The sequence below is a fragment of the Lysinibacillus sp. NPDC093688 genome, assembly GCF_050280145.1.
Taxonomy (GTDB): domain Bacteria; phylum Bacillota; class Bacilli; order Bacillales_A; family Planococcaceae; genus Lysinibacillus; species Lysinibacillus xylanilyticus_B.
On record NZ_JBNNUX010000007.1, the window covers coordinates 65277 to 79675 of the forward strand.

Here is a 14399-nt window from a genome sequence, read left to right on the forward strand (position 1 = left end):
CATAAATACCAACAAAAACCAGGTTTTCTCTCATACAACTAAACTACTTTAAGTAGAAAAATGCTCTACTCCTTATTTCAGTAAAGCACTTATTCGAAGTATACTTATTGACATTGTATCAACTAACATTAAAGGCTACCAAAATATTGTATTTTTACTCGATTGGAACATAAATATCTGTCTTACTCTTGGCTTTGAAGCTTTTTGGTGGCTCAGTAACATATAATTCAAATGGGAATGAATCTCTCGGTGTGTATTCACCTTTATTCAGTAACCAATCAGAATAAGCATATTTCCAAGCTTCTTCATACTCACACAGCGTTAAATCATAATGTAATACTGCGTATTTTCCGCCAAAAGTCATCGTACCGATTTGTCCTTCTTCTTCAATTGCAGTATCTAATGGAACCGTCATTGCTACGCTAGTTCGTAAATTTTCTGAATCAGTTACAAAAGGATTGTCATGGTATATAGTCATTACCTTTGTGACATTATCCTTGATAAGATCATATTTTTTTGCGAATTTGAATAGTTCATTAAACATCTTACGACTATTTTTTCTATACTCAACATAATTTCCTTTGAAGCGTACATAGATTACTTTCATTTCAATATTTTCTACTGCGATCGTTGGTTTTTCCATCAATATCATCTCCCTTAACTTAAGTATAGGGGAGACTATCTGCTGTTTCTTGTCGTTTCTTGCTTTCCTGTATTCTAATGGAGACATTCCTAAATACTTCTTAAAAGCTTTGTTGAAGGTACTCGCATCATTGTAGCCATATTGGAGAGCAATATCTGTGATGCTAAAATCATTGCGGACTGTGAGGAATATCCCTACTCGCTCCACTTTTATTCTGGTAACAAACTGTTTCACCGTCTCGTCACTGTATTTGCTAAAAATACGATGGAAATGATATTTGGACATATTCACATTATTTGCTAAGTCATCTAGTGAGATTTTTTCGCTCAGATGGCTTTCAATATAATCTTCGGATTTGTACACCAATCGAATGTATTCATCCATGTCTTCACTCCAATCAAGTCTTTTATTCATTATAATACTGGAATATCTATTCAAAATCTTACGATACAAGTACGAACATTATTTTCTATGCGTTCCCATTAATATCGCTATTTTCTGTTCGAATGATCCAGTTACCTCTTATACAACTAAATTACTGTAGTTCAATAAGAATTAAACAACTTTATTATTTTTTTATAAAGGACTTTATTGTAAATTAAACATCTTTATTATCTCTTAATAGATTGGAGTGGAAATCGGACGCTCCAGGAAAACGCCCAGTCGAAACGGAAATCAACCACATGTTATAGAAAAACCAATTATTATTTTATCTTCAATTATTTGTAATTAATCCGATATAATCTTTAACACTTATTTAATTAATTTATAAACACAGAGGAGGAATTCAATATGTCATTAGTTGCAGAATATGAGTGTGAAGCATGTGGACAGCATGTTGCTTTTGATTCTGAAGAAGATTGTGAACCATATGATGAAGGTTTATGTGAAATTTGTTATGATAACGAATTTGTAGTGTACTGTGTATTGCATTTTGAAGGTGAATTAGATTATGAAACGTTTGTAAATATTAAAGATGACTCTAGTATTAGGTCATATATTAGAGAATATGGTGAGTATGAAAAAGGTACAACGGTGACGATAGAACCCCTCGAATACAATCCAGATATTCAAGAAGAAATTGATTACTACACATCAGAAGGACGTAATCAATTTATTATATAAGCAACAGACAAACACAATAAAAATAGGATGGTAGTAAAAATTTGAAAGGAAACAATGTTAACATGAAAAAATATAATTTCTCACAAGAAATGGCCAATCAAATTAGTAATTATCAATCGATAGATGCTTTCTATACGAAAATCATGAAGACGGTAGAGCCTGCCAATATTGGCTTCATTTATATAGAGCCTGGTGGTGTTGTTGGGATGCATGAGGCGCCTGTACCACAGTTATTTATTGTTATTCAGGGAGAAGGATGGGTTTGTGGTAAGGACCAGGAGAAAGTAAATTTAAAGACTGGGGAAGGTGTTCTTTGGCAAACAGGAGAGGCGCATGAATCTGGGAGTCATTCAGGCGTAACAGCACTTGTCATCCAATCCGAGCAAATCCATCTTGCATAGATTACATATAAAATGTGTAACGGAGTAAGTTTTAACTCCGTTGCACTAAGCAGTTAGTGTTAAGCTAAGTTTAACTGTTTTTAATAAATGATCATCAAATAACTCATCAAATTCCTCTATTTTTTTAAAGCCCTTTGCATGGTAAAAGTTCATACCAATCGTATTTTCCTTTTCTACACAAACTAAAAGTGACGTTAAATCTGGAAGCGTTTTGATCCCTTCTTGTAATAGGGCTGTACCAATACCTTTGCCCTGAGTTTCAGGAAGTAAATATATTGAGAATAGCTCTGCCTCTCCATCTACAACATTTGAAAAATTCGCAAAGCCTACGATCGATTCTTCAAGTATAGCAACTAAAAATAGACTATTTTCCAAACGACTTAGCAATCGGTCCCTACTATAAGCAACTTGTAAAAAACGATCTTGAACCTCGTGAGGGATAATTCCTTCGTATGTTTGGTGCCAACTCTTTTTGGCAATTTCTTGCACAGAAATGATGTCATTCTTTTGCATATGTCGTATAATTGAACTCAATACTATTCACCTACAATTCCAATTTTTCTATTTATTGTAACATTAATTTTGAGAAAGGGGATGACTTCATGCAAGTTGTTGAAAAAGCATTTGGCTATATTACGAGAGAGCATGAGGGTCAGTTACAAGTGCTAGTATTTGAGCAAAATACAGAAGGAGCAGGGATTCAAATTCCTAAAGGCACGGTAGAGGAAGGGGAAACACCGCTAGAAGCTGTAACTCGTGAGATGTTTGAGGAAACAGGGTTAGCCAATTTAGTCGTTAAAGGGTTAATTGCCCAAGATTATTTTAATCATCATTCAGGGGTATTACAAAAGCGCTATTTTTATCATTTAACGACAAATGAAAAAAGAGATTCATGGAAGCATTGTCCGACAGGTGTAAACGAGGCAGGCTTAGAATTTTCATTTTACTGGATATCAGATGAACTAGAAGTAACACTAGCGAAGGGACATGGAGATTATTTATATCGAGTGCTAGCACGTGTGAACAACTGAATCATCTAGACGGTACAAGATTAACAAAACCGCGTTCCTAAATTTCGGAAACGCGGTTGTTCTATTATATTGCCTTTGCGGCAACTTCTAATGCTTGAGCGAAATCCGCGATTAGATCATCAACATGCTCAAGCCCTACTGAGAAACGTAATAAACCATCAGTAATACCACGTTTTGCACGCTCCTCAGGCTCCATTGCTGCATGACTCATTTTAGCAGGGTAGGATAAAATCGATTCAACGCCACCTAGAGAGACAGCGAACACTGGAATTTTCATCGCTTCTACAAGTGCTTTTGCAGCTTCATAGCTTGGTAGGCGGAAGGATAGTACTGCACCTGCACTCGTGGTCTGATTTTGATGAATCTCATAACCAGGATGCAATGCAAGCCCTGGGTAGTATACTTGCTCGACAAGAGCATTTGTGTCTAAAAACTCCGCAATTTTTTGTGCCGATTCAGTAGATCGACTAAAACGCACATCTGTTGTTTTCATATTTTGCAATAAAGTAAAGCAGTCCTGTACACCTAATATATTGCCGAATGAATTTTGGATAAAGTAAAGATCCTGACCAATCTTTTCGTCAGCAGTGACTGTTAATCCTGCGATAATATCGGAGTGTCCAGATAAAAACTTTGTAGCACTATGAATAACAACATCGACACCTAGCTCAAGTGGACGTTGGTGTAAAGGTGTCATAAAAGTATTATCTAAAAACGTTAAGCAATTATGCTGCTTGGCAAGTGCTACTACTCCGCGAATATCTGTGATACCAAGTGTTGGATTCGACGGTGTTTCCATATATAGTAGCTTTGTAGCTGGTGTAATGGCTGCTTCTACCGCCGCTAAATCTGTGAAATCGACGAAAGTATGAGAAATACCGAAACGTGGTAAGACCTTTGAGACGAAGCGGTATGTTCCTCCATAAACATCCTCCGTAATGACCATATGATCACCTTGAGATAATAACATTAATGCCGCAGATACAGCGGCAATTCCAGAAGAATATGCATGTGCTCGTACACCACCTTCAAGCTCTGCTACTGCTTTTTCTAATGCATCACGTGTAGGGTTGCCAGAACGTGCATAATCATATTCGCCGAATTCATCGATACGCTCCTGATGGAAAGTAGATGATAAATACATAGGCACATTCACTGCACCTTTTTTATTTTCATAGCCGTCACGAACACCTGCGTGAATTAGGCTTGTTTCAATATGCTGCTTCATCATTAAGCCTCTTTTCTAAGGATATCGAATACTTGTTTTAAATCCGCAATTAAATCTTCAGCCTCTTCAACTCCAATAGAGAAGCGGAGTAATCGGTCACAAACACCACGTTCAATGCGCTCTTCATAAGGCATATCCGCATGTGTTTGAGTAGCAGGATACGTAATAAAGCTTTCAACACCACCAAGACTTTCAGCGAATGTAATTAACTTCAAGTTTCGAAGGAATGGGTCAACCCACTCGGCTTTTTTCAAGCGGAATGAAAGCATACCACCTTTTCCTGTGTAGAGTACGTCTGTTACAAGCTTTTCCTCCTCTAAATAGGCAGCAATTGCTTTTGCGTTTGCATCGTGCTGCTTTAATCGAAGATGCAATGTTTTTAATCCACGAATAAGTAACCAGGAATCCATTGGACCTAATACCATACCGCTACCATTATGAATAAAGCCAATGCGTTCTGCTAATTCAGCCCCCTTAGCGACAACTAAACCAGCTAACACATCATTATGTCCGCCAATATATTTAGTCGCCGAATGAAGGACAATGTCTGCACCTAATTCGATTGGACGTTGGAAATATGGTGTATAGAACGTGTTATCGACAATTAACCATGCCCCATGTTTGTGAGCTAATTCCGCATATATTTGCAAATCAAATTCTTGCATAAGGGGATTAGTCGGCGTTTCAATGAATAGAGCACGCGTATTGTCGTTGATTAATGCTTCTACCTGTTCAACCGATTCAAATTTTGAGTAGACAGGCTTAATATTATATGTTTCTTCAAAGAAATTAAAAAGACGATATGTACCACCATATAAATCATCAGGCACCACTAATTCATCACCTGGTTTAAACAAGGATAGAACTAGTTGAATGGCCGCCATACCAGAGCTACAGGCAAAGCCCATATCTCCGCCTTCTAAATCAGCAATTCCTGCTTCTAATAGGGCACGAGTTGGATTTTTTGTACGTGTGTAATCAAAACCAGTGGATTCACCGATACCTGTATGTTTGTAAGCTGTCGATAAATGGATTGGTGGGTTGACAGCACCTGTTATCGGATCACTTAAATTCCCAAGTTGTACAAGTTTTGTTTCAATACTTCTGCTGTTTGTCATGTCGTCACTCTTTTCTTCATCATAATAACGGGAGTCAAAATATCTAAAAGACTAGAACTTCTTGTCCCAATATTCTAAATAATTGTTACCAATTTAACATGTATACTTAAGAAGGACAAGGTAATTTCAGAAAATTAGAGAGATTATTTAAATTAAATCGTCTAGGAATAGTAGGAGATAAGTGAGGGAGGAAAATTATATGAAAAATTGGTTAGTAATAGGTGGAACAGGAATGCTAAAGGATGTTTCTTTATGGCTTATACAGCAAGGTAATCCTGTAACCGTAATCGGGAGACAACAAAAGAAAATGCAAAATTTGATAAATGATGTTAAAAATGATTCGAAATTGTCACCCTTATTAGTTGATTATACGAATTACAATAGCTTTAAATTGGCATTAAAAAAGTCTCAGCAAACAAATGGATCATTTGATTGTATTATTGCTTGGATTCACGGCTCTGATAAAAGAGTTTGGGAGTCTCTTTTAGAAGTAATTCCTACTACAAAAAATTTGATTTTATCCCATATAAAAGGAAGTAGCTCTTTCGTAAAAAATGACCGTACCAAAAGTTATTTACCTTCTATATAGTATATAGAGTAGTGAAACTTGGATTTGTCATAGAAAAGAACAACTCCTCGAGATAGCTAACAAATAATGAAATTGCCCAAGGAATTATTGATGCAATAAAACAAGAAATACCGGAAAAACATGTGGGCGTATTTGAACCATGGAACATGCGACCATAAAAAATCTCTTCAATAAAAAAGAATCTGCCACTTACCGCGTCATATCCGAGGTAAGTAGACAGATTCTTTTTAAATATGGTTTAAGCTTGTTCTTTTTTTAATAAATCTCGAATTTCTTTTAGAAGCTCTTCTTTAGAATCCAACTCTAGTGCTGGTTCTTCCACAACAGCCTCTTCTTTTTTACGAGATAGTTTGGTCATAATTCGTAATGCCATGAAAATTGCAAAGGCGATAATGAAAAAGTCAAGAATAGACTGTAAAAATACACCAAATTTTATTTGAGCATCACCTGAACCAAAAGCAAAGCTTTTTGTTAAATCAATACCACCAGTTAAGACACCGACTAATGGCATAATGATATTTTCAACTAAGGAGGTAACAATTTTACCGAAAGCACCACCGATTACTACTGCCACTGCTAGATCGACAATATTGCCTTTCATAGCAAACTCTTTAAAGTCTTTCCACAAAACAAATTCCTCCCTATAATTATCCATAAAAATTAACCGAATTATATTTTACTATATTTTTCCCTATCTTTTCAACTGTTAAAATAGGGGTAATTATAATCAGAAAAATGTACTACATAAAACGTAAGTTTGGTAAAATAGAAGTAGCATAATAGATTAGGTGTGACATATGGCGAAAAAAAAGAAGACAAAACCGATGCTATCGCCTTCCGTTCAATTAGGCATGATAGCTTTATTAATACCAATAGCGATAACTGTTTGTGTTTTCGCCTTTTTTGCATGGAAGGAACTGCAAACATTAACTATATTTGAAAAATTAGCAAAGCAAAAAGAACTAGAAGAAATTCAACAAAATTTCGATATGAACATTCCTGAGCAATATATTCCCATCTATGTAGCAGCGGAAGAGAAATACGGTGTGCCTTGGACGTTGCTTGCCGCCCATCATCGAATTGAAACACGCTTTTCTACAATGAAATCGCTTGTTTCATCAGCTGGGGCTGAAGGTCCGATGCAATTTATGCCTTGTACATTTGTCGGTTGGCAACATCCTTCCTGCTCGGGATTAGGAAAAGGGGATATATCGAAGGCAGAATTAATGAATTTAGAAGCCATTAAAAAATATGGTGGATATGGCGTAGATGCTAATGGTGACGGCATTGCAGATCCTTATGATATTGAGGACGCTATATATAGTGCCGCCAATTATTTATCGAAAAATGGTGCAGCAGATGGTCATATAGAGCAAGCTGTTTTTAAGTATAATCACAGTGATGAATATGTTAAAAAGGTGTTACATTATTTCAATTTATATAATGACTATCATGATGAGCTAAAGGAAGCAGTCCTGATGGGAGTCGAGTCCTGAAATGTTATGTTGGGTTTCGCTTTGTTGCCAGAGGTAAATGTTGTGGTTGATTGGAGTGGAGACTGGGCGACTCCTTGGGGATCAGCAATAGAGGAACGAAGGCTAAGAGCATCACATCCTGTGATAACGCCTTCGTGACCAACATCATGTTGGCCCGAGACCCTGGAGCGAGCATCGCGAGTGAAGCGGCTCATCGGACGCCCCCAGGAAAGCGCCCAGTTGGAACGGAAATCAACCATTCATTTTGCCGAAACAATAAAGCCATTATTAACAAGCCGTTACTTTTCTTTATAAAGAAAACCGGGAACTAATGATCTCATCATTTCCTTGATCTGTTTTTTTACAACAAGTAAAGAGCCATCAAAAATGATGGCTCTTTATTACATATTTAGGTTGCTTTACGCATACCCTTTAAAATAATGCTTACAATGAAGATCAGCACGACGGCACCAATTAATGCTGGGAATACGTAAAAATTACTAACTCGCCAACCCCAGTTGCCAAGAACCATACTACCGATCCACGAACCGACAACCCCTGCAACAATATTTCCGATTATGCCGCCAGGTACATTTTTACCTAAAATGACGCCAGCTAACCAACCTAATACTCCGCCGATGATTAAATACCAAATGAAGCTAATCATTTTTTTCATCTCCTTAAACTAAGATATAATGGCGATTGCTTAGTTATGCCCGGAATGGAGTATATTACGCGTCTTGCTTCTTAGTAATTATTACAAATTCACAATAAGGTTTTTATCTTTATTCAGCTGATGCTATCGCTTTTACACAGATAAAACCTATTTTGTTGCTGCCGCTTCGCTTTCGCGCAAAAAATATCTGTAAGTGTTTTCTGTGGCGAAGACAACTACAATTACGCTAAAACAAATTGATTACTTAATAACTGTTGCACCTAATGTATGTTCAAAATGGCGCAATGCCCATTCATGACCTGCAGCATCAAAACTTGCAACACCATCTGCATAAACAACCGTTGAAATGCCCAAATTATATGCATCAACTGCTGTATGTAAAATACAAATATCAGTACAAACGCCAACTAAATGAATTTCTTTGATGCCTCGCTCATTCAATAAAATCGATAAATTGGTTCCGGCAAATGCGCTATAACGTGTTTTGTCGAGCCACATCACTTTATCTTTGTGAAGGTTATACAGTTCACCAACTTGCCCGTATAAATGGCGTCCTTTAGTGCCGCGAATATTATGAGGAGGAAAGAGTTTAGTTTCAGGGTGGAATGGATCATCTTCCTCATGTAGATCATTCGCAAAAGCAACAAATTCTTTGTCAGCAATAAATTTTTGAATTAAGGATGAAATTTTTTTATCTAATGCTTGACCGGGCTCCCCACATGTTAGTTTTCCATTAGAAGCGACAAAATCATACGTATAATCAATTACTAATAAAGCCTTTTTCAACCTTTTCACGCTCCCTATAGGTATAATTTCACCTTTTATCATGCCATATTTGGGCCTGTTTGTCAGAAAAATGAATCAAATTTAATATTACGAATAGTTTGAAAATTGATTTTTCTGAGCGTATAATGTGAAAAAAGGAGAGTGGTCTATATGAATATGACAGCTATGAAACGTTTAAATCGCCAAGGATTTCTTATTGCAGGTTTACATCTGCTAGTGTTATTAAACTTAGCGGCGGATTTTATATTCTCCTCGTAATCTCTTAAAAAATAGAAAGGTGAGTTAAATGCTTGTCCATAATTAAAACAACCGTGAAGGCAAATTTGATTAAATGTCCACGGTTGTTTTTTATTTGTCCTGATAGAATTTGCATAGAAAAAACTTATTAAAAGGAATTTTCTCGGTAAATGTCAAAGACAAAGTACAAATAAAGGAGTGATAGGATGACCACTAGATTTGATCGAGCGTTCCATGAACTAGAGCGTCCATTTGCTTGGTTGGACTTTGATGCACTGGATCACAATATTGCGACTGTACACGACTCCTGTGGGCAGAAAAATATACGTATTGCTACGAAATCGATTCGTTCTATAGAGATATTACGCTATTTACAAAATAATCTCCCCAATGTGAAGGGGTTTATGACATTTACTGCAGCAGAAACAATCTTTTTACTTAAACAGCATTTTGATGATTTACTACTAGGATATCCGGTGATGGAAGAGGCTGCTGTTCGACAGTTATTACACTTTGTAAAGGCAGAAAAAACTGTCACTTTTATGGTCGATAAGTGGGAACATGTCCGATTTTTGGCGAAACTAGGGCGAGAGCTAGGGGTTCGTGTGCGAGTATGTATTGATATTAATGTATCCACTGATTTTAAGCTGCTTTATTTTGGTACAAAGCGCTCTTCGCTTCATTCACTTGAGTTACTAACACCATTCCTCGAATATATTAAAAATCAAGCATTTATTGAAGTGGTTGGAGCGATGGGCTACGAGGCTCAAATTGCAGGAGTTGGTAATCGTCCAGCTAATGCTGTGAAAGGAAAGTTTATTGAAGTAATGCAATTGCAAGCTAAAAAGCAAGTTACCCAGTTTCGTAGATTAGCCATTGCTCATATAAAAGCATATTTTCCAAGCTTGCACTTTGTAAATGGTGGTGGTTCGGGAAGTATGGCATACACGGCACATCAGAAGGAGGTAACAGAAATTACGGTTGGCTCTGCATTTTATGCACCAGCTTTGTTTGACCAATTTACGCATTTACAGCTAGAAAAGGCAGCTGGATTTGCTTTAAGTGTTACAAGAAAGCCAGAAAAAAATATTGTTGTTTGTCACGGCGGAGGCTATACGGCGTCTGGGGCAATTAGTGCTGATCGATTACCGGTATTCTATGAACCAACCTTTTTTTCATATCTTAACCTAGAAGGCGTAGGAGAAGTTCAGACACCCGTTAAGGTAAAACATAAAAAAGTTCATGTAGGGGACACGCTATATTTCCGACACGCTAAGGCTGGAGAACTTTGTGAAAGATTTCAAAAACTACATGGAGTTAGAGGGCATAAGTATATAGGAGCTTATACAACCTATAGGGGGGATGGACAATGTTTTCTATAGATAAATGGAAAAATGGGGAGAAGTGGACAAACTGGGCAGGTAATGTAATCTCTTATCCATCTGAAATGTACTTACCTCGATCTATTGAAGAGGTTACAAATATCGTGGGGCATGCACGTGAATTAGGAAAAACGATTCGAGTCACAGGTGCAGCTCACTCCTTTAGCGCTGTTGCGATGCCTGAGCATATGGCACTTTCTTTACATAATATGCGTGGGCTTATTGCTGTGAATGAGGAGAAACAAGAAGCGACTCTTTGGGCTGGAACTTACTTATATGAAATAGGCCCATTACTTGCGAAGCATGGCTTTGCTCTAATAAATATGGGAGATATTCAAGAGCAAACCATTGCAGGAGCAGTGTCAACAGGTACCCATGGAACGGGTGTAACACTCGGGTCGTTATCCTCAGTAGTAACAAGGTGGGGTTTTGTAGATGGTACAGGTACTTATAGGGAGCATATGAGAGGAATGGATGATTTATCTGAAGCTTTACATGTTTCATTAGGTATGCTTGGTGTGCTTGTGAAAGTAACGATCAAGGTAATCCCTCTTTACAGTTTACATTATGTAAGCACAAGAGATACTTTAGCAAATGGGCTGGCGATATTTGCTGAAGATATTCGACAGCATCGACATGTCGAGTGGTTTTATTTCCCTGGTAGTGAAACAATTCAATTGAAGCGTATGAACGCTATAGCGCCTGTTTATCAGAGTGAATGGAGTAAGAGAATTGAAACATTGAAACTTCAAATAGTAGAGAACGGTGCTTTTTTTGCTATGTCAGAGCTTTGTAAATGGAAGCCATCGTTTAGTGGTGCTATGAGTAACTTAGCAGCAGCCAATGTTGTCGAAGGGGAGAAAATGGGGATTAGCTATGAAATTTATCCGTCTCCACGGAGCGTAAAGTTCCAAGAAAGTGAATATGCTATTCCTTTAACGCAATTTGAGTCATGTATGGAGGAGATCCACGCAACCTTTAAAAGTGGAATTTTTAATGTGCATTTTCCATTAGAATGTCGGACGACAGCAGGTGAAGCAGGTTTTTTAAGCCCTACCCAAGGGCAAGAATCTGCGTTTATTGCCTTTCATATGTATAAAGGAATGCAGGAAGGGCCTTATTTTGAATGGGTCCATACGATGATGAAGAAATATAAGGGACGACCACATTGGGGCAAACTAAGTCATTTAACTGCTAATTATGTATATGAGCTATACCCAGATATCGAAAAGTTTTTAGCTATTCGAAGTCAATATGATCCTGATAATGTGTTTTTGACAGGTTACTTAAGAAAGTTATTTACATTATAAGCGCTATCTCCTTCATGGCAGTTCGTCGCCGTTGAAAGATTTGGCAAAAATGTTGGTTGATTATTAAAAAAATTAAAATTTGAACGAAATGTCAAAATATTCACAGAAGCGAGATAAAAACGACAATTAATCAGCATGAAAACGATTTCAAATTTTGTAGATTTTTTAAATTGTTTAGATAATTCAAAAAATACTGTTGACGAGACCTTTTTTTCGTACTATGATAACAACAATTTAAAAAGTTCGTTACAGCAGTTAGTTGTCTTAGGCGATTAATATATACGCAAAAATAAAATAGACAGAACATTTCGTATATAGCAACGAACATAGCAATAAATGAGGGGCGTTTAAAATGAGAAGTGACATGATTAAAGTAGGCGTAGATCGTGCGCCACATCGAAGTCTTTTATATGCAACAGGCAAAGTAAAAGCGAAAGATTTAGGCAAGCCATTTATTGGGGTTTGTAATTCTTATATCGACATTATACCAGGTCACGTTCATTTACGTACATTTGCTGATGTTGTCAAAGAGGCCATTATTGAAGCGGGTGGAATTCCATTCGAATTTAACACAATCGGTGTAGATGATGGTATTGCAATGGGGCACATTGGTATGCGTTACTCGTTGCCAAGCCGTGAAATTATCGCAGACTCTGCTGAAACTGTTATTAATGCACACTGGTTTGATGGCGTATTCTATATTCCAAACTGTGACAAAATTACACCTGGAATGTTAATGGCAGCAGTTCGTACGAACGTACCATCAATTTTCGTATCTGGTGGTCCAATGGAGGCAGGTATTTCTGCTACTGGCAAGCAACTTTCATTAACTTCAGTTTTTGAAGGTGTAGGAGCTCATAAATCAGGCAAAATGTCATCTGAAGAGCTGTTAGATATTGAAAATAATGCATGCCCAACATGTGGTTCATGTTCAGGAATGTTTACTGCAAACTCTATGAACTGCTTAATGGAAATGCTAGGAGTAGCTTTACCTGGTAATGGAACAATCGTAGCTACTTCTGAAGAGCGCCATAAGCTTATTAAAGAAGCTGCTAAACAATTAATCCGTATGATTAAAGAGGACATCAAGCCTCGTGACATTATTACTAAAGAAGCAATTGATGATGCATTTGCACTTGATATGGCGATGGGTGGTTCGACAAATACAGTCCTCCATACATTAGCAATCGCCAATGAAGCTGAAATCGATTATAACATTGAAGATATTAATAAAGTAGCAGAGCGTGTTCCGTATCTAGCGAAAATTATGCCTGCTTCAGATATTTCAATGGATGATATAAATAAAGCAGGTGGCGTTAGTGCCATTATTAATGAATTGGTATCTATTCCAGGTGCTATTCACCCAGATCGACCAACAGTTGCAGGCGTGACAATGGAAGAGCTTGTAAAGGATTATCATATTACAAATGCTGAAGTTATTCGTACGAAAGATAACCCTTATAGCCCAGTTGGTGGTTTATCGGTTTTATTTGGTAATATCGCGCCAGAAGGTTCAGTTATTAAAGTAGGAGCTGTTGACCCTTCTATCAAAGTATTCAGGGGCGAAGCAATCGTCTTTGAGTCACAAGAAGCGGCACAGGAAAATATCGATAATGGAACGGTTGAAGAGGGTCATGTAGTCGTCATTCGCTATGAAGGACCAAAAGGTGGCCCAGGGATGCCTGAAATGCTTGCACCAACGTCTGCGATTCAAGGTCGCGGTCTAGGTACAAAGGTTGCGTTAATCACAGATGGACGTTTCTCCGGTGCATCTCGCGGTATTTCGATCGGACATATTTCACCAGAGGCAGCAGAAGGCGGTCCTATCGCTTTAGTAGAGAACGGTGACGTGATCACAATTGATCTACCAAATCGTACGATCAATTTAGAAGTTTCAGATGAAGTATTAGCGGAGCGCCGTGCAAAATTACCGGTCTTTGAACCGAAAATTAAACGCGGTTGGCTAGCAAGATATTCTAAATTAGTAACAAACGCCTCTACAGGTGGCGTTATGAAAATTTAAAAATTTAAAAAGTTAAAGCGTTGATGAGGTTAAAGGTTCTAGAGCCTTGTATCTACCAGAGAGCCGGTCGTGCTGGAAGCCGGCGATACAACTAGATCCGACATCCCCTCGGAGCGAGCTATTAAACGCGTGTTCGCCATTAGATAGCTCCGGGCATAATCGAAAGTGCTCGTTATTAATGAATAAATGATTTATGACACCATTTTGAATGCGAATTATTTCGCATTGGTGCATAAATGCTGACATTTATTCACGAGGTAGCAATTATTTGCTATAAAAAAGGGTGGTACCATGGAAAGTCTTTTTCATCCCTACGTAAGGTAGTTCTTTGCGTGTGGAGAAAAAGGCTTTTTATTTTTTTTTAACGACGTTAAA

General features: G+C 37.5%; 15 protein-coding genes. 8 read left to right on the forward strand and 7 right to left on the reverse strand.

Features of this window, described 5'->3' with window-relative positions:
- Positions 1–154: 154 nt before the first annotated feature.
- The gene (locus ACQKN2_RS08130) at positions 155–1027 is read right to left on the reverse strand and encodes an AraC family transcriptional regulator (RefSeq protein WP_427414516.1); all 873 of its coding nucleotides are present in this window, start codon (positions 1025–1027) and stop codon (positions 155–157) included.
- A 408-nt stretch (positions 1028–1435) separates the two neighbouring features.
- Here ACQKN2_RS08130 and ACQKN2_RS08135 point away from each other — a divergent pair, with 408 nt between their 5' ends.
- Both ACQKN2_RS08135 and ACQKN2_RS08140 read left to right on the forward strand, forming a co-directional pair.
- Positions 1436–1768, forward strand: a complete 333-nt coding sequence (locus ACQKN2_RS08135; protein ID WP_427414517.1) for a hypothetical protein — start codon at positions 1436–1438, stop codon at positions 1766–1768.
- Between the two features lie 62 nt (positions 1769–1830).
- Positions 1831–2169 carry a cupin domain-containing protein gene (locus tag ACQKN2_RS08140; RefSeq protein WP_427414518.1) on the forward strand — a complete coding sequence of 113 codons (339 nt, stop codon included), beginning with the start codon at positions 1831–1833 and terminating at the stop codon, positions 2167–2169.
- 45 nt (positions 2170–2214) lie between these two features.
- Here the strand turns inward: ACQKN2_RS08140 and ACQKN2_RS08145 are convergent, their stop codons facing one another.
- Complete coding sequence (locus ACQKN2_RS08145; protein WP_427414519.1) at positions 2215–2703, reverse strand: N-acetyltransferase family protein; 489 nt, start codon at positions 2701–2703, stop codon at positions 2215–2217.
- A gap of 68 nt (positions 2704–2771) precedes the next feature.
- On the opposite strand from ACQKN2_RS08145, the gene ACQKN2_RS08150 reads away from it, so the two are divergent.
- Positions 2772–3200 (forward strand): NUDIX hydrolase, encoded by a 429-nt coding sequence (locus ACQKN2_RS08150; RefSeq protein ID WP_427414520.1) that lies wholly within the window; start codon positions 2772–2774, stop codon positions 3198–3200.
- A gap of 64 nt (positions 3201–3264) precedes the next feature.
- Here ACQKN2_RS08150 and ACQKN2_RS08155 read toward each other — a convergent pair whose 3' ends face one another.
- Positions 3265–4428: an aminotransferase class I/II-fold pyridoxal phosphate-dependent enzyme gene (locus tag ACQKN2_RS08155; RefSeq protein ID WP_427414617.1), complete on the reverse strand. Its 1164-nt coding sequence runs from the start codon at positions 4426–4428 to the stop codon at positions 3265–3267.
- A 2-nt stretch (positions 4429–4430) separates the two neighbouring features.
- Positions 4431–5546 (reverse strand): methionine biosynthesis PLP-dependent protein, encoded by a 1116-nt coding sequence (locus tag ACQKN2_RS08160; RefSeq protein ID WP_427414521.1) that lies wholly within the window; start codon positions 5544–5546, stop codon positions 4431–4433.
- Between the two features lie 199 nt (positions 5547–5745).
- Here ACQKN2_RS08160 and ACQKN2_RS08165 point away from each other — a divergent pair, with 199 nt between their 5' ends.
- Positions 5746–6135, forward strand: coding sequence for a hypothetical protein (locus ACQKN2_RS08165; protein WP_427414522.1), 390 nt, complete (start codon positions 5746–5748; stop codon positions 6133–6135).
- Positions 6136–6373: 238 nt separating this feature from the next.
- Here the strand turns inward: ACQKN2_RS08165 and mscL are convergent, their stop codons facing one another.
- The gene (gene mscL / locus ACQKN2_RS08170; RefSeq protein ID WP_427414523.1) at positions 6374–6763 is read right to left on the reverse strand and encodes a large conductance mechanosensitive channel protein MscL; all 390 of its coding nucleotides are present in this window, start codon (positions 6761–6763) and stop codon (positions 6374–6376) included.
- A gap of 169 nt (positions 6764–6932) precedes the next feature.
- Here mscL and ACQKN2_RS08175 point away from each other — a divergent pair, with 169 nt between their 5' ends.
- A complete protein-coding gene (locus ACQKN2_RS08175) occupies positions 6933–7631 on the forward strand; it encodes a lytic transglycosylase domain-containing protein (RefSeq protein ID WP_427414524.1) in 699 nt (232 codons plus the stop codon).
- Between the two features lie 388 nt (positions 7632–8019).
- Here the strand turns inward: ACQKN2_RS08175 and ACQKN2_RS08180 are convergent, their stop codons facing one another.
- Entirely contained in the window at positions 8020–8277 is a 258-nt protein-coding gene (locus ACQKN2_RS08180; RefSeq protein WP_370080445.1) for a GlsB/YeaQ/YmgE family stress response membrane protein, read from the reverse strand.
- A gap of 249 nt (positions 8278–8526) precedes the next feature.
- Positions 8527–9072, reverse strand: coding sequence for a cysteine hydrolase family protein (locus tag ACQKN2_RS08185; protein ID WP_427414525.1), 546 nt, complete (start codon positions 9070–9072; stop codon positions 8527–8529).
- Between the two features lie 443 nt (positions 9073–9515).
- Here ACQKN2_RS08185 and ACQKN2_RS08190 point away from each other — a divergent pair, with 443 nt between their 5' ends.
- From ACQKN2_RS08190 to ilvD, 3 genes are all read left to right on the forward strand, one after another.
- Complete coding sequence (locus ACQKN2_RS08190; protein WP_427414526.1) at positions 9516–10691, forward strand: amino acid deaminase/aldolase; 1176 nt, start codon at positions 9516–9518, stop codon at positions 10689–10691.
- Entirely contained in the window at positions 10679–12001 is a 1323-nt protein-coding gene (locus ACQKN2_RS08195; protein WP_427414527.1) for a D-arabinono-1,4-lactone oxidase, read from the forward strand. Before ACQKN2_RS08190 ends, ACQKN2_RS08195 begins: the two co-directional genes overlap by 13 nt.
- Before the next feature lie 352 nt (positions 12002–12353).
- On the forward strand, positions 12354–14024 hold the full coding sequence (gene ilvD, locus ACQKN2_RS08200) for a dihydroxy-acid dehydratase (RefSeq protein WP_427414528.1): 1671 nt from the start codon (positions 12354–12356) through the stop codon (positions 14022–14024).
- Positions 14025–14399: the final 375 nt, after the last annotated feature.